At 64.9% G+C, this 16,579-nt stretch carries 17 protein-coding genes; 10 read left to right on the forward strand and 7 right to left on the reverse strand.

The features are described from left to right. Positions 1–5 precede the first annotated feature (5 nt). The 5 genes from SCLO_RS04675 to SCLO_RS04695 all read left to right on the forward strand — a co-directional run bounded on the left by SCLO_RS04675 (position 6) and on the right by SCLO_RS04695 (position 4,372). Positions 6–1,403, forward strand: coding sequence for a protein adenylyltransferase SelO family protein (locus SCLO_RS04675; protein ID WP_066514133.1), 1,398 nt, complete (start codon positions 6–8; stop codon positions 1,401–1,403). Positions 1,404–1,560: 157 nt separating this feature from the next. Then, positions 1,561–1,875, forward strand: a complete 315-nt coding sequence (locus SCLO_RS04680; protein ID WP_066514135.1) for a hypothetical protein — start codon at positions 1,561–1,563, stop codon at positions 1,873–1,875. Positions 1,876–1,915: 40 nt separating this feature from the next. Then, positions 1,916–2,578, forward strand: a complete 663-nt coding sequence (locus tag SCLO_RS04685) for a response regulator transcription factor (protein ID WP_021243784.1) — start codon at positions 1,916–1,918, stop codon at positions 2,576–2,578. Between the two features lie 136 nt (positions 2,579–2,714). Continuing rightward, a complete protein-coding gene (locus SCLO_RS04690; protein ID WP_066514299.1) occupies positions 2,715–4,019 on the forward strand; it encodes a sensor histidine kinase in 1,305 nt (434 codons plus the stop codon). After that, positions 4,019–4,372 (forward strand): YbaN family protein, encoded by a 354-nt coding sequence (locus SCLO_RS04695; RefSeq protein ID WP_066514139.1) that lies wholly within the window; start codon positions 4,019–4,021, stop codon positions 4,370–4,372. The genes SCLO_RS04690 and SCLO_RS04695 overlap by 1 nt, the downstream gene beginning before the upstream one ends. A 7-nt stretch (positions 4,373–4,379) precedes the next feature. Here SCLO_RS04695 and SCLO_RS04700 read toward each other — a convergent pair whose 3' ends face one another. After that, a complete protein-coding gene (locus tag SCLO_RS04700; RefSeq protein WP_066514140.1) occupies positions 4,380–5,603 on the reverse strand; it encodes a polyhydroxyalkanoate depolymerase in 1,224 nt (407 codons plus the stop codon). Between the two features lie 121 nt (positions 5,604–5,724). Here SCLO_RS04700 and SCLO_RS04705 point away from each other — a divergent pair, with 121 nt between their 5' ends. Beyond that, a complete protein-coding gene (locus SCLO_RS04705) occupies positions 5,725–6,381 on the forward strand; it encodes a glutathione S-transferase (protein ID WP_066514141.1) in 657 nt (218 codons plus the stop codon). 106 nt (positions 6,382–6,487) lie between these two features. Here SCLO_RS04705 and SCLO_RS04710 read toward each other — a convergent pair whose 3' ends face one another. Together SCLO_RS04710 and acnA are read right to left on the reverse strand one after the other, a co-directional pair. Further along, a complete protein-coding gene (locus SCLO_RS04710; RefSeq protein ID WP_066514142.1) occupies positions 6,488–7,192 on the reverse strand; it encodes a glutamine amidotransferase in 705 nt (234 codons plus the stop codon). Positions 7,193–7,353: 161 nt separating this feature from the next. Then, the gene (gene acnA / locus SCLO_RS04715) at positions 7,354–10,023 is read right to left on the reverse strand and encodes an aconitate hydratase AcnA (RefSeq protein WP_066514148.1); all 2,670 of its coding nucleotides are present in this window, start codon (positions 10,021–10,023) and stop codon (positions 7,354–7,356) included. 295 nt (positions 10,024–10,318) lie between these two features. On the opposite strand from acnA, the gene SCLO_RS04720 reads away from it, so the two are divergent. Continuing rightward, positions 10,319–10,567 (forward strand): hypothetical protein, encoded by a 249-nt coding sequence (locus SCLO_RS04720; RefSeq protein ID WP_066514152.1) that lies wholly within the window; start codon positions 10,319–10,321, stop codon positions 10,565–10,567. 26 nt (positions 10,568–10,593) lie between these two features. Here the strand turns inward: SCLO_RS04720 and SCLO_RS04725 are convergent, their stop codons facing one another. The 3 genes from SCLO_RS04725 to SCLO_RS04735 form a co-directional block, all read right to left on the reverse strand. After that, positions 10,594–10,797 carry a DUF5818 domain-containing protein gene (locus SCLO_RS04725; RefSeq protein WP_066514154.1) on the reverse strand — a complete coding sequence of 68 codons (204 nt, stop codon included), beginning with the start codon at positions 10,795–10,797 and terminating at the stop codon, positions 10,594–10,596. A 4-nt stretch (positions 10,798–10,801) separates the two neighbouring features. Next, positions 10,802–10,987 carry a DUF1328 domain-containing protein gene (locus SCLO_RS04730; RefSeq protein ID WP_066514300.1) on the reverse strand — a complete coding sequence of 62 codons (186 nt, stop codon included), beginning with the start codon at positions 10,985–10,987 and terminating at the stop codon, positions 10,802–10,804. A gap of 76 nt (positions 10,988–11,063) precedes the next feature. Then, positions 11,064–12,062 (reverse strand): 2-hydroxyacid dehydrogenase, encoded by a 999-nt coding sequence (locus SCLO_RS04735; protein WP_066514156.1) that lies wholly within the window; start codon positions 12,060–12,062, stop codon positions 11,064–11,066. 105 nt (positions 12,063–12,167) lie between these two features. Here SCLO_RS04735 and SCLO_RS04740 point away from each other — a divergent pair, with 105 nt between their 5' ends. The 3 genes from SCLO_RS04740 to SCLO_RS04750 all read left to right on the forward strand — a co-directional run bounded on the left by SCLO_RS04740 (position 12,168) and on the right by SCLO_RS04750 (position 15,140). Continuing rightward, positions 12,168–12,632 (forward strand): SH3 domain-containing protein, encoded by a 465-nt coding sequence (locus SCLO_RS04740; protein WP_066514157.1) that lies wholly within the window; start codon positions 12,168–12,170, stop codon positions 12,630–12,632. Between the two features lie 374 nt (positions 12,633–13,006). Further along, positions 13,007–14,278: an ammonium transporter gene (locus tag SCLO_RS04745; protein WP_066514302.1), complete on the forward strand. Its 1,272-nt coding sequence runs from the start codon at positions 13,007–13,009 to the stop codon at positions 14,276–14,278. Between the two features lie 4 nt (positions 14,279–14,282). Next, on the forward strand, positions 14,283–15,140 hold the full coding sequence (locus SCLO_RS04750) for a glycosyltransferase (RefSeq protein WP_066514158.1): 858 nt from the start codon (positions 14,283–14,285) through the stop codon (positions 15,138–15,140). On the opposite strand, the gene SCLO_RS04755 is transcribed toward SCLO_RS04750, so the two are convergent. Further along, complete coding sequence (locus SCLO_RS04755; RefSeq protein WP_066514162.1) at positions 15,141–16,472, reverse strand: MFS transporter; 1,332 nt, start codon at positions 16,470–16,472, stop codon at positions 15,141–15,143. Between the last annotated feature and the right edge of the window lie 107 nt (positions 16,473–16,579).

The raw sequence follows: 16,579 nt of genomic DNA on the forward strand, positions 1-16,579 counted from the left end.
GCCTTATGACCACGCCCCTGCAAGCCGCCAAATACCGCCCCGCCGATGAAATCTCCGCGCTGATGCCGGACATCGGCGATCCGGTGGAAGCCGCCGATTTCCCGCAGACCGTCCTGCGATTCCGCAATGACCGCTGGGCGGACGCGGTGGGGCTGGGATCGTTGAGCGAGGATGAGTGGATCGGCCATTTCGGGCGCTTCCATCCCTTGCCAGAAACGCTGCCCAAGCCATTGGCTTTACGCTATCACGGCCATCAGTTCCGCATGTACAACCCGCAGATCGGGGATGGGCGCGGCTTCCTGTTCGCGCAACTGCGGGACGGGGCGGGACGGCTGCTCGACCTGGGGACCAAGGGATCGGGGCAGACGCCCTATAGCCGCTTCGGCGACGGGCGGCTGACGCTGAAAGGCGGGGTGCGGGAGATATTGGCGACGGAGATGCTGGACGCGCTGGGCGTCAACACGTCCAGGACCTTCTCGCTGATCGAGACGGGGGAAGCGTTGCAGCGCAATGACGAGCCCTCCCCTACCCGCTCGGCGGTGCTGGTGCGGCTCAGCCATTCGCATATCCGCATCGGGACGTTCCAGCGGGCGGCCTTCTTCGATGACAAGGCCCTGCTGGAGAAGCTGACCGACTATGCGCTGACGCGGCTTTATGGGGAGGAGCCGGGGGACAGTCCGCCCGTGCAGCTCATGGCCCGCGTGATCGAGCAGGTGGCCGATCTGGCGGCCAGCTACATGGTCGCGGGGTTCGTGCATGGGGTGCTGAACAGCGACAATATCAACGTGACCGGGGAGAGCTTCGATTATGGGCCGTGGCGGTTCACGCCGCGATGGGACAATGGCTTTACCGCCGCCTATTTCGACGAGAGCGGGCTTTATGCCTTCGGGCGGCAGGCCGAGGCGATCCATTGGAACGCCGCGCAACTGGCGGTGTCGTTGAGGCCATTGGTGGAGGCGGAGCCGCTGGTGGAGCAGATGGAGCGGTTTCCGGCGCTGTTCGAGGAGGCTTTGACGCGGCGGTTCTGCTGGCGGCTGGGGGTTGCCGGCGGCGGGGATGCAGCCGCTCTGGTGCAGACAGCGGTGCGCGGGATGGTGGAGACGGGGACGGAGATCGACCGCTTCTTCCATGACTGGCGGGGCGGCGCGGCACGGGCGGCGGAGCGTTATGCGGAGGAAAGCTGGGCGCCGTTTCGGGAGGTGGCGAGCGGGTTTACGGCGGCGAATGGGGCGCGGGATCATGGCTATTGGAGAGATGACGCGCCCTGTTCCATGCCGATCGGGGAAGTGGAGACGATCTGGAGCGCCATCGACCGGGATGACGACTGGCGGCCGCTTCATGACAAGGTGGCGGCGATCCGGCGAATGGGGGAAGCCCATGGGGATGCGCCGGCGGTGGCGTGAGGCAGCCTCCGGCTCGTTCCTGTTGGTGGCTGTTTTCGGCGAAAAGCAGCCACCGCCAACCTGCCTTGCAAAGCAGCCGTCTTGCCTGCCGCGCGAACCTCTAAAATCCCGCGATCATTCACAGGTTGTTCAATGGCGATGCCCTATGCCATGATCCATGATGATGAACAGGAAAAGCCTGATCGCCACGCTGGGCGCGTTGAGCGTCCTCATGGCCATGACGCCGGCGGCCGACGCGGGCAACCGGCGCGACGAGCAGGATGCGGCGCGGCGGGCCATGCTGGACGGGCAGGTCATGCCCTTTTCCATGATAAAGCGCCGTGTGGACGCCGCCGTGGGCGACGCGACCTATCTGGGGAGCGAGTTCAATCCCTCCTCCAATCGCTATCGCCTGAAATATGTGAAGAACGGCAAGGTGGTATGGGTTGATGCGGACGGCCGCACAGGCGATATAACGGGCTGGGCGCGCTAAGGCGTCCATCACGGAAACATCGAAACAAGAACGGGGCCATATGCGTCTGCTGATCGTCGAGGATGAACCCAGCCTGGGGCAGCAGCTCCGCAACACGCTGGAGGGCGCGGGCTATGCCGTCGATCTGGCCGACGATGGCGAGGACGGGCATTTCCTCGGCTCGACGGAAAATTACGATGCGGTGGTGCTGGACCTGGGCCTGCCGACCATCGACGGGCTGACGGTGCTGGACCGCTGGCGCAAGGAAGGCCGCGGCTTTCCGGTGCTGGTGCTCACCGCGCGCGACAGCTGGTCGGACAAGGTGGCGGGCCTCGATGCGGGCGCGGACGACTATCTCGCCAAGCCGTTCCAGAGCGAGGAACTGATCGCCCGCCTGCGCGCGCTCATCCGCCGCGCTTCGGGCAATGCGTCGAGCGAACTGACGGCGGGCGACGTGCGGCTCGATACGCGATCGGGCAAGGTCACGCTGAAGGGCGAGCCGGTGAAACTCACCGCGCAGGAATATAAGCTCCTGTCCTACCTGCTCCACCACAAGGGCAAGGTGGTGAGCCGCACGGAACTGATCGAGCATATTTACGATCAGGATTTCGACCGCGATTCCAATACCATCGAAGTGTTCGTGACGCGCATCCGCAAGAAGCTTGGCGCGGACGTCATCACCACCATCCGGGGCCTTGGCTACAGCCTGGACGAGCCGGCCTGACCCCTCCCCCTCGCCGTTCACCCTCGCGAAGTCGATGGACGGGCCAGGGGCGCATCATGTCGGCTTCGCGTGAACGGGGATGATGGAAAGCAACCCGCCCTCGACAGTGCGTTCCACGGGATCGCTCCGCCGCCGCATGATCGGCGTCGCGGCGCTGTGGATCAGCGTCCTGCTGCTGGGCGGGGGCATCGCGCTGGACCGGGTGCTGTCGGACGCGATCACCCGCAATTTCGACGATGGCCTCAACTATGTGCTGACCGCGATGATCGCATCGGCGGAAATCGGCCCGGACGGCGAAGTGCTGTTCAACCGCCCGCTGGCCGACCAGCGTTTCCTCGAACCCAATAGCGGCCTTTATTATCAGATCAGCGCCAGGGGACATGAAGACTGGCGGTCCCGTTCCCTCTGGGACCGCGCCCTCAAGGTGCCGGAGGGGCACTCCGACCAGAATTTCCACACCTATGACAGCAAGCAGTTTCCGGGCGAGGATCTGCGGATCATGGAACGGACGGTCATCCTGCCGGGGTCGAACACCCGCTGGATGTTCATGGTGGCGGCCGCCCGCGAAGGGCTGGACGCGCAGATTCACACATTGCGGTCCAAGCTGTTCCAGAGCTTTGCCCTGCTGGCCATCGGGCTGATGGTCCTGACGGCCCTCCAGACCATCTACGGCCTGCACCGCCTGCGGGTGATCCGGCATGAAATCATCCGGATGCGCGCGGGGGAGAAGAATCGCGTCACCGAACCCATGCCGGTCGAAGTGCTGCCGATGGTGGAGGAATTGAACGCGTTGCTCGCCCATAATGAGCGGCAGGCGGAGGAGGCCCGCACCCATGCCGGCAACCTCGCCCATGCGCTCAAGACGCCGCTGACGGTCATCATGAACGCGGCGACGGCGCGGTCGCCCGACCTGGGCGACACCGTGATTCGCGAAGCGACGACGATGCGGCGGCAGGTGGATCACCATCTCGCCCGCGCGCGCGCAGTGGGACGGCGCGGGGCGGCGCAGAGCCGCGCGGACGTCTGGACCAGCCTGGAGGCCGTGGAAAGGGCTGTCCGCCGTCTCTATCCCGACACGCGCATCGACATGAGCGGCGACAAGACCGCCGCTGTCCGCGTGGAGCGGCAGGATTTGGACGAGATGCTCGGCAACCTCGTCGAAAATGCCGCGAAATATGGCGGAGGCAGCGTTTTCGCGACGGTCGAGAAAAAGGGGAATATGGTCGAAATACTGGTGGAAGACGACGGCGCGGGCATCCCGGAAGCCGATCGCATCCGCATTTTCGACCGGGGCGTGCGGCTCGATTCCGGCAAGCCCGGCACCGGCCTCGGCCTCGCCATCGTGCGCGACGTGGCCGAAATCTACGGCGGGTCCGTCGCCATGGAAGAGAGCGAGGATCTGGGCGGCACGCTCGTCCGTCTGCGGCTTCCAGCGAGCTGATGCGCCGGACTTTCTATCTTCTGGCGGGATTCCTGTCGTTGGGGCTTGGGGCCATCGGGGCCTTCCTGCCCCTGCTGCCCACCGTCCCGTTCATGATCCTCGCCGCCTTCTGTTTCGCGCGATCCAGCCCGGCGCTGGAGGCGCGCCTGCTCGATCATCGTCATTTCGGCCCGCACATCCGGCGCTGGCGCGAACGGGGCGCGATCAGCCGCCGGGGGAAGAAGGCCGCACTGGCCGCTTTTGCGTTCAGCGTGATATTGGCGCTGATCTTTTCGCCCTTTCCCTGGTTCCTCGTGCCGGTCGCCGCCGCCCTGATCGGCGGCACATGGATATGGACGAGGCCCGAAGCCTAGGACGCGCTCAGTTCATCGCCAGGATCATGTTCCGTACCTGGGGATAGACCAGCTTTTCCCATTTGCTGCCGGAAAAGACGCCATAATGGCCGACGCCGGGTTGAAGATGATGGCGCTTGAGATGAGGCGGAAGCCCCGTGCAAAGGCCGTGCGCGGCCGAGGTCTGGCCGATGCCGCAGACATCGTCCCTCTCCCCTTCCACCGTCAGCAGCGCCGTCTTGCGGATGGCGCCGGGATCGACCAGCCGGTCGCGGTGCATCAACTCGCCCTTCGCCAGCAGGGTCCGCTGAAACACCCGGTCGACGGTTTCGAGGTAGAATTCCTTCGTCATGTCGAGGACCGCGAAATACTCCTCGTAGAAATCCTTGATATGCTGGGCTTCGTCATCCTTCCCGTCGGCAAGGAGTTGATAGAGTTCGCGATGCTGCGCGCCATGCCGCCCGAGGTTCATCGAAACGAAGGCCGAAAGCTGGAGGAAGCCCGGATAGACCTCCCGCCCGCGCCCCGCGAAACGGAAGGGCACGACGGAAATCAGGTTGCGCTCGAACCAGTCGATCGGCTTGTCCTGCGCCAGATCGTTGACCGCCGTGGGTTCGGCGCGCGTATCGATGGGTCCGGCCATCAATGTCATGGAACGCGGCGTGGCGGGGTCCTTGTCCTCGGACATGAGCGCCACCGCCGCCAGCGCGGGGACGCAAGGCTGGCATACGGACAGCAGATGCCCGCCGGGACCGAGTTCCTGAAAAAAGCCGATCACATAATCGACATAATCGTCGAAACCGAACGTCCCCGCGCTGAGCGGCACGTCACGCGCATTCTTCCAGTCCGTGATATAAACGTCGTGATCCCGCAACAGCGTGGTGATCGTGCTGCGCAGCAGCGTGGAAAAATGACCCGACATCGGCGCGACCACGAGCACCCTTGGCTGGGGTGTCGACACATCGTCCTTGGCGAAGTGCAGGAGGTCGCCAAAGGGCATCTCCAGCACGATTTCCTCTCTCACGGCCATTTCGGCGTTGCCGGCAATCACCGTTTCGATGCCGTAAGAAGGACGCTTATGGGTGAGTTTGGCGCCTTCGAACACATCCATCAGGGCGAAAAGACGCCGCGGCCCCGGCAGGTCGGCAAAGGAACCCAGACTGTCCTTCATGCCAAGCGCCAGCCTCGCGCCCCAGCGCGAAGGAGCCAGCATATCATTCCAGGCCTGATAGCCCGCATAGAGCATTTGCATCGTTCCTACCGCGCCTTTTTCATGTCCACGTCGATTCCGCCTTGCCAGAAAGACGTTTCGAGCGCTTCATGATGCACTGCATCATAACCGATTGGAAGCCTTTCTCCATGGAGAAAACGTCATGGCGGTCGCGGAACTTACCCTGTCGAGCAAAAATTACTCATCCTGGTCGTTGCGCGGATGGCTGCTCTGCCGTCTCGCGGGCCTGACGATCACCGAACGGCCGATCGCCCTCGACGATCCGGAAAACAGGGCGGAACTGCTTCTGCTCTCGCCATCGGTGCTGGTCCCGCGGCTCACCCATGAAGGGGCCAGCGTGTGGGACACGCTGGCCATAGCGGAATATCTGCATGAGCTTTATCCGCAGGCCGGACTCTATCCCGCCGACCGGATCGCCCGCGCCCATTGCCGGTCGGTTTCAGGAGAAATTCATTCCGGCTTTTCCAACCTCCGCTCCGCGCTGCCGATGAACCTGAAAGTGCGGCATGATAAATTCCCGGTCTTCCCGGGCGCCAGGCCGGACATTGAGCGAATCGAAGCCCTATGGACTGACTGTCTCGACCGCTATGGCGGACCCTGGCTGTTCGGACAGAAGCCGACCGTCGCCGACGCCATGTTCGCGCCGGTGGCCGAGCGTTTCCTGACCTACGCCGTGCCGCTCTCGCCTGTTTCGGCCGCCTATTGCCGCACCGTCAACGGCTGGGGTCCGATGCGCGAATGGATCGACGATGCGCGGCGGGAGCCGGATGAAGTCGAAGAACTGGAATATGAGTTCTAGGGCGGATCGGCATTCCTATCACGCCGTGAAGAAAATGGCGGTTTTCCGCGATCCTATACGCAAAAAAGGCGCCATTTGCAGGCCGTCAGGTTTGAATGTCGATCTTTCAGACTTGCCGGATATTCCCCAGCCATTCAGCGATCATCGCTCGGCCCGCCGCCACGGCATTCGCCCCATGCCGGTCATGATCCTCGCGTAACGCAATGCCGCATTGTCCCGCGATGCCAAGATCGGCCCAGAAATGAGTCAGCCATTCCTCGAACCGGGCATCTTCCCCCATCTCCGCGTGGAACTGCAACGCCAGCAGATTGGCTCCGCGCCGGAATGCCTGATGGGCATAATGCCGGGTCGAGGCCAGCAGTTCCACGCCCCAGGGCAGGTCGAACGTATCGCTATGCCAATGCAGCACCGGCACCTCCTCCAGATGACGCAGCGGAGAATCCATGCCCGCACCGTTCAGCGCAATGGGTGAGAATCCGAGTTCCATCGTCCCGCCGGGATAAACCTGCGCGCCCAGCGCCGCGGCCATCATCTGACTGCCCAGGCAAACGCCCAATGTCGGCCGGTCGCGTTCCAGCCTTTGGGCCAGCTTGGCGATCTGCACGGGAATCCAGGGATGCGCGTCCTGTTCGTAAACGCCCATCGGCCCGCCCATCATGATGAGCAGTTCGGGCTCGCAAAGGTCGACCCCGGCAAAGTCGGGATTGGCCACGTCCACCCGCTCTATATGATAGCCCGCCGCCTCGATCGGCTGAAGATAACCTGCCGCTCCTTCGCGCGGCACATGACGGACGATCAGCGCTTTCTTCATCGCCGGTTTGCATAAGCGGAGAGAAGGGCGATTGGCTACAGAGCCAATCTTGTGCGGGCCAAAATCCTGCTATCGGCGCGTTGGTCGGCCGAAACACGCTTGCCAGGAAAAAAGGCCCTCTCCAGCGGGAAAGGGCCTTTCCATCTCAATCCCGGTCGCGGTCAGGCGGCGAGCTTGCGCAGCACATATTGCAGGATGCCGCCGTTCAGGAAGTAATCCAGTTCGTTGACGGTATCGATCCGGCACAGCGCCGTGAAGGTGAAGGTCGAGCCATCGGCGCGCGTCACCTTCACTTCCACGTCCTGACGCGGCTTCAGGCCCGCGACGCCCGTGATAGTGAAGCTCTCGTCACCCGTCAGGCCCAGCGTCTCGCGATTCTCGCCGTCCTTGAACTGGAGCGGCAGCACGCCCATGCCGACCAGGTTCGAACGGTGGATGCGCTCGAAACTCTCGACGATGACGGCGCGGACGCCCAGCAGGTTGGTGCCCTTCGCCGCCCAGTCGCGCGACGATCCGGTGCCATATTCCTTGCCGCCGATGACGACCAGCGGCGTGCCGTCGGCCTTGTACTTCATCGCCGCGTCATAGATCGGCATCACTTCGCCGTCATAGCGGGTCATGCCGCCTTCCACGCCGTCCAGCATCAGGTTCTTGATGCGGATATTGGCGAAGGTGCCGCGCATCATGACTTCATGATGGCCGCGGCGCGAACCATAGCTGTTGAAGTCCGCCTGAGCGACCTGATGCTCGCTCAGCCACTGGCCCGCCGGGCTGCTGGCCTTGATCGAGCCGGCCGGAGAGATGTGGTCGGTGGTGATCGAATCGCCGAAGATGGCGAGCGGCTTGGCGTCCACGATGTCGGTGACGGGCGCCGGGGTCATCGTCAGCCCCTCGAAATAGGGCGGGTTGGCGACGTAGGTGGAACCCGCGCGCCAGCTATAGGTATCCGAACCCGTGACGTCGATCGCCTGCCAGCGGGCGTCGCCGGTGAAGACCGTCGCATAGCGGCTTTCGAACATATTGCGGGTCAGCGCGCCGTCCATGACCGAGCGCACTTCGTCATTGCTCGGCCAGATGTCCTTCAAATAGACGTCCGAACCGTCGCTGCCCTGGCCGATGGGCGTGCTGACGAAATCCTGCGTCACCGTGCCCTTGAGCGCATAAGCGACGACCAGCGGCGGCGAGGCGAGGAAGTTGGCGCGCACGTCGGGCGACACGCGGCCTTCGAAGTTGCGGTTGCCCGACAGGACGGACGCGGCGACGATGTCGTTGCCGTTGATCGCCTTGCTGATCGGCTCGGCCAGCGGGCCGCTATTGCCGATGCAGGTGGTGCAGCCATAGCCGACCAGGTTGAAACCGATCTGATCCAGATAGGACTGGAGACCGGCCTTCTCCAGATAGTCGGTGACGACCTGGCTACCCGGCGCGAGCGAGGTCTTGACCCAGGGCTTGGGCTTCAGGCCCTTTTCGACCGCCTTCTTGGCGACGAGGCCCGCGGCGACGAGGACGCCGGGGTTCGACGTGTTGGTGCAGGAGGTGATGGCGGCGATCACCACGTCGCCATCGCCGATGTCATGACCCTTGCCGTCCACCGCGACGCGGGCGGGTGCGGTCTTCTTGTAGACCTTTTCGAGGTCGGCGTTGAACACGTCATCGACCTGCGTCAGCACGACCTTGTCCTGCGGACGCTTGGGACCGGCGAGCGACGGCACGACGGTGCCCATGTCGAGTTCCAGCACATCGGTGAAGACCGGATCCGTGGAGGCGTCGAGCCAGAAGCCCTGTTCCTTGGCATAGGCTTCGACCAGCGCGATATTCTCTTCGCTGCGGCCGGTGAGGCGCATATAATCCAGCGTCTTGCCGTCGATGCCGAAGAAGCCGCAGGTCGCGCCATATTCCGGCGCCATGTTGGCGAGCGTCGCGCGGTCCGCGAGGCTGAGCGAAGCCAGACCGGGGCCGAAATATTCGACGAAGCGGCCGACCACGCCCTTGGCGCGCAGCATCTGGGTGCAGGTCAGCACCAGATCGGTGGCGGTGATGCCTTCCTTGAGTTCGCCGGTCAGCTTGAAGCCGACGACTTCGGGGATCAGCATGGAGACGGGCTGGCCCAGCATCGCGGCTTCGGCCTCGATGCCGCCCACGCCCCAGCCCAGGACGCCCAGGCCGTTGATCATGGTGGTGTGGCTGTCCGTGCCGACGCAGGTGTCGGGATAGGCGACGATATTGCCGTCCGCATCGACCGACGACCAGACCGCCTGCGCGATATTCTCCAGGTTCACCTGATGGCAGATGCCGGTGCCGGGCGGAACGACCTTGAAATTGTCGAGGCTCTTGGAACCCCATTTCAGGAAGTCGTAGCGTTCCATGTTCCGCTGATATTCCAGCTCGACATTGTCCTCGAACGCCTGCGGGGTGCCGAATTCGTCCACCATGACCGAATGGTCGATGACGAGGTGCACGGGCACCTGCGGATTGATCTTGCCGGCGTCGGCGCCCAGGCTGTTCATCGCGTCGCGCATGGCGGCAAGGTCGACGACGCAGGGAACGCCGGTGAAGTCCTGCATCAGTACGCGGGCCGGGCGATACTGGATCTCACGATCCGACCGGCGCTCCTTCTGCCAGTCCACGATGGCCTGGATGTCCTCGACCGTGACGGTCACGCCATCCTCGAAGCGGAGCAGGTTTTCCAGCAGCACCTTCATCGAAAAAGGCAGGCGCGACACGTCGCCGAGCTTCGCGGCCGCCTTCTTGAGCGAATAATAAGCGATGTCCTTACCGCCGACCTTCAAAGTGTCGCGCGTGCCGAGTGTGTCCTGTCCGATGGCGGTCATGAGTCGTGCGTCTCCTCGCAAGTGCCCCGGCCATGGGGCGGGAGGATGACGCGATTCCACCAGAGGCTCGCCAATCAACGGCAAGGCCAGGGATGCGCCCCAACCGGATGGCCGAAGCGGGTATGTCCCGATGTTGCAGCGCCATAGCGCCTGTCGCCCCGGAGTCAAATGGACAAAGCGCGAAACCGCCCGCTGGCAGCAATTCCCGGCATGATCGATGAGGAATAGCGGACGTTGGAGGGAACTTCATCGCCCGCGAGCCGTTCCTTTGGAGCGACGAACGGAGTTCCATGCCATGCCTCAGCCTGCCTGCGCCGCTCTCTCATCCGCTCTCCGGCCGCCCCGCGGCTATGCGCTGCTTTATCATGCCGGAGAGTCGAACCATTGCCCCGGCTGCGGCCAGCGCCACTGGATCATCGGACGGATGATGGCGCAATGCGCCCGCTGCGAGACGGCCCTTCCACTCGACGAGGTACATGGCATCGGCTATGCACCGCGCTTCATCAGCGGCCATCAGCCAGGGGGAGCGCCTGCCATTTTCTGAGGCGCGCCGCATATCGGGTGGAAGGATCAGGCGGGGGCGACCCCTTCCACCTCGACGATATCCTCGCCGATACGCCAGCCCTTTATCCTGACGCGCTTCTCGACATGATCGACAGGCACGCGCAGCAGCACCAGCCTGTAAGAGCCGCCCGCATCCCGCTGAAGCAGGAAACCGGCCGAATCCCTCAGCAGGCGGCCGGTTTCATCTACTCCAACGTCGTTCAGGTCCATGCGGTCAGTCTATGGCGTCCTTGACGCCCCTGCCAGCCATGATGCCAAGCACGAGGAAAATCAGGAACAGGACGATCGCAACGCCGAACAACAGCTTGGCGATGCCGACAAAGGTGCCGGCCGCGCCGCCAAAGCCCAGCAGGGCAAGCACGGCGGCAATGACGAGCGAGATAAGCGCGAGCTTGATCATGGACAGCATCCCTTCAATGACAAGATAGACTCTGAACGAGCCACGAAGGGTCTTGTTCCGCCAGGGGATGCCGGGATCAGATCCAGCCTTCCAGCACCTGGTTGGGGGGCCGGTGCCCATCTGCCCAGCTGCGGATATTGGCGATCACGCGCGCGCCGGTGGCGTCGCGTCCTTCGAACGTCGCCGATCCCATATGGGGCAGGAGAACCACGTTGGAGAGCGTCAGCAGGCGCGGGTCGACCGCCGGTTCATGGGTATAGACATCCAGCCCCGCCCCCGCGATCCGCCCTTCGCTGAGCGCCCCGATCAGGGCCTGCTCGTCCACGATCTCCGCCCGCGACGTGTTGATGAGATAGGCGTCGGACATGAGCAAGCCGATGCGCCGCGCGTCGATCATGCCCCGGCTGTCGGTGTTCAGCGGACAGTTGATCGAAACGATATCCGCTGCCGCCAGCAATCCGTCCAGTTCCGGGCACCAGCTTGCCTCCAGTTCCTGTTCGACTTCGAAGGGCAGGCGATGGCGGTTATGATAGGCGATGGAAAGCCCGAAGGCGCGGGCGCGGCGGGCGACGGCGCGCCCGATTCGGCCCATGCCGATGATGCCCAGCTTCTTGCCGCCGATACGATGGCCCAGCATTCCCGAAGGACTCCAGCCGCGCCATTCACCCGATCGGACCAGCTTTTCCCCCTCGGCCAGGCGGCGCGGGACGGACAGGATCAACGCCATCGTCATGTCCGCGGTATCTTCCGTCAGGACGCCAGGCGTATTGGTGACGATGATGCCCTTCCGCCTCGCCGCGCCAAGATCGATATGATCGACGCCGCTGCTGAAGCTGGCGATCAGTTGCAGCCGTTCCGGCGCGCCCTCTATCAGCGCGCCGTCGATCTGGTCTCCGATGGTGGGGACCAACACGTCGCACTGGGCCATGGCGCGTGCCAAGGCGGGACGGTCCATCGGCACGTCGCCCACATTGAAACCCACGTCGAACAGCTCGCCCATGCGCGCCTCCACATGGGGAGGCAGGCGACGGGTAAGGATGACACGCGGTTTGGCGGGGCGTGGTTTCTTGGCCATGGCCCGGCGCTATTCTCCCCCGTCCCCCCGGTCAAGACAGCAGTTGTCGCAACCCTGGACGAAGCGCTATGGTGGCGATCTGACGTTGAGGGATCGGGTCCGGGAATGAAGGGGTTTTTGCTGGCTGCGGGCGTGTCCGGGGCGTTGTTGGCCGCAGGTGCGGCGAAGGCCGCGCCGAACAAGCCGGTGCCCTATTGGGCCTCGCTCGCGCAGGACGAAGCGCGGATGCGTGTCGGGCCCAGCCTCGACTACCCGTCCAACTGGGTCTATCGCCGCCGCGACCTGCCGGTGAAGGTGGTGCAGGTGTTGGGCCTGTGGCGCAAGGTCGAGGATTCGACAGGCGCGCAGGGCTGGATGCATGTCCGGCTGCTCAGCGACACGCCGACCGCCATCGTGACCGCCGACGCGGCACCGATGCGTCAATCGCCCAGCGACGATGCACGGGCCTTGTTCCGCGCACAGAAAGGCGTGGTGGGCCGCCTTTCCTCCTGCTCGAACGGCTGGTGCGCCTTCGACGTGCGGGGACAGAAGGGCTTCGTCAAGGCGACGGATATCTGGGGCGCGCGATAAACGGGGCTTTCGTAGCGGTTTACGGGCAATTGTTGCCGTTCCTTCACCCCGTTCGGGCTGAGCCCTTCGACTGACTGCTTGCAGCAGTCGCTCAGGGCGAATGGGGATGGGTGTCTGAAATTGAAGTGCGCCCTGCTCCTGCGAAGGCAGGTGCCCAGTTCCACCGTTTCATCTGGGCTCCTGCCTTCGCAGGAGCAGGGTACATATGGATAACCGGACAGTCCGCGCCCGCGCGCCGCTCCCTAACCAACCTTCGCCGTGCATGCTGCGCATGGCGCAATCGTCAAACCGGCTCCTCGGCCTCCCCTGCTTATCGAAGTTTTTACCGGCGCGCGGTTAGAGAGAAAGCCGTTATGAAACAGCCGGTCTTTCCCATGCGCCCTTTGATCGCCCTGCCCTTCGCCATGGCCCTGCTGACGCCGCAAGCGGCCTTCGCGCAGGATATCGCCGCCGATAGCGGCGATACGGCGTGGATGATGCTGTGCGCCATGCTGGTCCTGCTGGCGGCGTTGCCGGGGGTGGCGCTGAGGCTGGCGGGAGCCGCCTCCGTGCGGAACGCGCTTTCAGCCGTGGCGGGGAATATGGGCGTGGCGGCGAGCGTGTCGCTGGCCTGGGCCATGGCTGGATATAGCCTGGTCTATGCGGCGGGCGACGCGTGGCTGGGCGGGATCGGCAACCTGATGCTCGCCCATCTGGCGGCGTTGCGGGACGGCATGACCGTGCCGGAATCGGCCTTTGTCCTGTTTCAGATGAGCCTCGCCCTGTTCGCGGCCTGTCTGGCCGGTGGAGCGGTGGTCGGGCGTGGCCGCGCGGGATGGCTGACGCTGTTCGCGCCGCTGTGGCTGCTGCTGGTCTATGTGCCGATCGCCCATTGGACATGGGGCGGCGGATGGCTGGCGAATGTGGGCGTCATGGATTTCGCGGGCGGACTGGTCGTGCATGTCTGCGCGGGTTTCTCCGCGCTTTCGCTGGGGTTGATCGCGGGGAAGCGCGCGCCGGGAAAGACCGACGCGCACGCGCCGCTGCTGGGCATGGCGGGAGGCGCGCTGATCTGGCTGGGATCGGCGGGAAGCATCGGCGGATGGGCGCTGGGCGCGACGGACGACGCCGCGACGGCGATCCTGAACGGCCATTTCGCGGCCTGCGCGGGAGCGCTCGGCTGGATCGCGCTGGACCGGCTGCTGGGCGGACGGGCCACGGCGACGGGCGCGGTTGCGGGCGCTCTGGCGGGGATCGCGGCGGGTGCGGCGAGCGCGGCGCTGGTGGGCGCGGGCGGCGCCATGCTGATCGGCGCCGTCGCGGCGGCGATTTGCCGGGGGATCGGTGGCGTGCCGGGCAGGCTGACGGACGATCCGGCACGGATTTTCGTGCTGCATGGGATCGGTGGTGTGGCGGGCGTTCTGCTGCTGCCGGTCTTCGTGCTGCCCGTGCTGGGGGGCGTCGGGTTCGAGAGCGGCATCGGGCTGGGCGGCGCCTTGCTCAGCCAGGCGATCGGGGTGATCGTGGTGGCGCTGTGGTCGATGGCGGGGACGGCAATCGCGGCGTTCCTCATTTCCATGGCACTGCCCTTGCGCGCGAGCCCGGAGGATGAGGAAAACGGGCTGGACGCGGCGCTGCACGGCGAGCAGGCGTGGGATTTCCGCTAGGCGCATGACGGTCGCCGTCGGCATTTTCGCGCATCAGGAGGAACGGCGCATCGGCCTGTGCCTTGGTTCGCTGCCGCTGGACCGGGACGATATGCGCTTTCACATATTGGCGAACGGCACGACCGACGCGACGGTGGAGCGGGCGCGGGCCTGTGCCGCGGGGCGGCCGCATGTCATCGTCCATGACATCGCGCAGGGCGGCAAGTCGCGGACGTGGAATCATTTCGTGCATGACCTGCTGAACGGAGACGAGGAAACGGTCGTCTTCATGGACGGCGACGCGGAGATCGCGCCCGGCTCCATCGATGCGCTGGTCGCCGCCCTCGCCGCCCATCCGCACGCCAATGCCGCCGCCGGGATGCCGATGAACGGACGGCAGGCAGAGACCTACCGGCGCAACCTGAAGATCGAGGGCGGACTGTTCGGCGATCTTTATGCCCTGTCCCGGCCTTTCCTGACGGCGATCCGGGATCGGGGACTGCGCCTGCCCGACGATCTGATCGGCGACGACGGGCTGGTCGCGGCATGGGCGCATAACGATCTGGAGCGGGACGAAAACTGGGCGCTGGAGCGGATCGTCGCCTGCGACGGCGCGGGTTTCCGCTGCGAGCCGGTCAGCCTGCTGAGCCCGGCAAGCTGGCATATGCAATATCGGCGCATGAACAATTATTCGGTGCGCCATTTCCAGAACCGGATCGTGTCCGACATCATGGGGCGGGATGGGCCGCAAGGGCTGCCGCGCCGGATGGCGGAGCTGTATGGCGAATGGCTGCCGCGCTTCAGGCCGAGGCGCGGCCCGGCGGGCTGGTTCGACCGCAGGGCGCTGGGCCGGATGCGGGCGCAGGTGCCCGATGGCCGCTAATTAGCGGTCCTTGCCTGCCAGTTCCTTATTGATGAACAGGGCCAGGCCGGTGACGACCGCGCCCGACAGCAGATAGACGCCCGACGCCGCCAGCCCGAAAGTGGTCGACAGGGCCAGCGCGACAAGCGGCGCGAACCCCGCCCCCACCAGCCATGCGAGGTCCGATGTCAGGGCCGATCCGGTATAGCGGGTGGCGCTGGAGAAATTGGACGCCACCACGCCCGACGACTGCCCGAAGCTGAGGCCCAGAAGGATGAAGCCCAGCACCATGAAGGCGACTTCGGACAGGTCGCCGCCGTTCAACAGCAGCGGCGCGGCGATGGAGAAGATGCCGATGCCGAGCGCCGAATAAGCGAGCAGCGAGCGGCGGCCGACCTGGTCGGCGACGAAGCCCGACACGATGATGGCGAGGATGCCGACGCAGGCGCCGATCATCTCGATGCCGAGGAAACGCTCCAGCGGCTGCTGCGTATAGAGGGCGATCCAGGAGAGCGGGAACACCGTCACCATATGGAACAGCGCGAAGCTCGCCAGCGGGGCGAAGGCGCCGATGACGATGTTGCGTCCGTCGCTGCGGACGGTTTCCAGCACGGGAGAAGGTTGCAGTTCCTTCGATTCGAACAGCCGCTCGAACTCATGGGTGACGACGATGCGCAGGCGCGCGAACAGCGCCACCACGTTGATCGCGAAGGCCACGAAGAAGGGATAGCGCCAGCCCCAGTCGAGGAAATCGGCGCGCGACAGGGTGGAAAGGAAGAAGGCGAACAGGCCGCTCGCCACCAGCAGGGCGATGGGCGCGCCGAGCTGCGGCATCATCGCATACCAGCCGCGCTTGTTGCGGGGGGCGTTGAGGGAGAGCAGCGAGGCGAGGCCGTCCCAGGTGCCGCCCAGCGCCACGCCCTGCCCGCAGCGGAACAGCGCCAGCAGCGCCGCCGACCAATGGCCGATGGTGTCGTATCCGGGCAGGAAGGCGATGGCCGCCGTCGATCCGCCCAGCAGGAACAGCGCGATGGTGAGCTTCACGGCCCGGCCGTGATGGCGGTCCACCCACATGAAGATGACGGAGCCGATCGGCCGCGTGACGAAGGCCAGCGCGAAGAGGGCGAAGGACCAGAGCGTCCCCGCCAGGGGGCTGAGATAGGGGAAGACGTGCGCCGGAAAGACGATGCAGGATGCGATGGCGTAGACGAAGAAATCGAAAAATTCGGACGTGCGGCCGATGATGACGCCGATCGCGATCTCGCCGGGGGCGACCCGCTTGTGCCGCGCGGTCACGCTGCGCGCATCGCGTTCCATCGCGGTCGAAGAGGGCGTGGTCGTCACGGAGGTCATGGTGTCTCGCTGGCCTTCAGTCTGCGGGAACGATCCATGTCGCATTTCGTTGCGGAGAGTCGAATCGTGCCGGTGGTCGAACAGGCCATGCCCTATTTTGCACCTGC

This window comes from Sphingobium cloacae (assembly GCF_002355855.1).
Lineage (GTDB): Bacteria > Pseudomonadota > Alphaproteobacteria > Sphingomonadales > Sphingomonadaceae > Sphingobium > Sphingobium cloacae.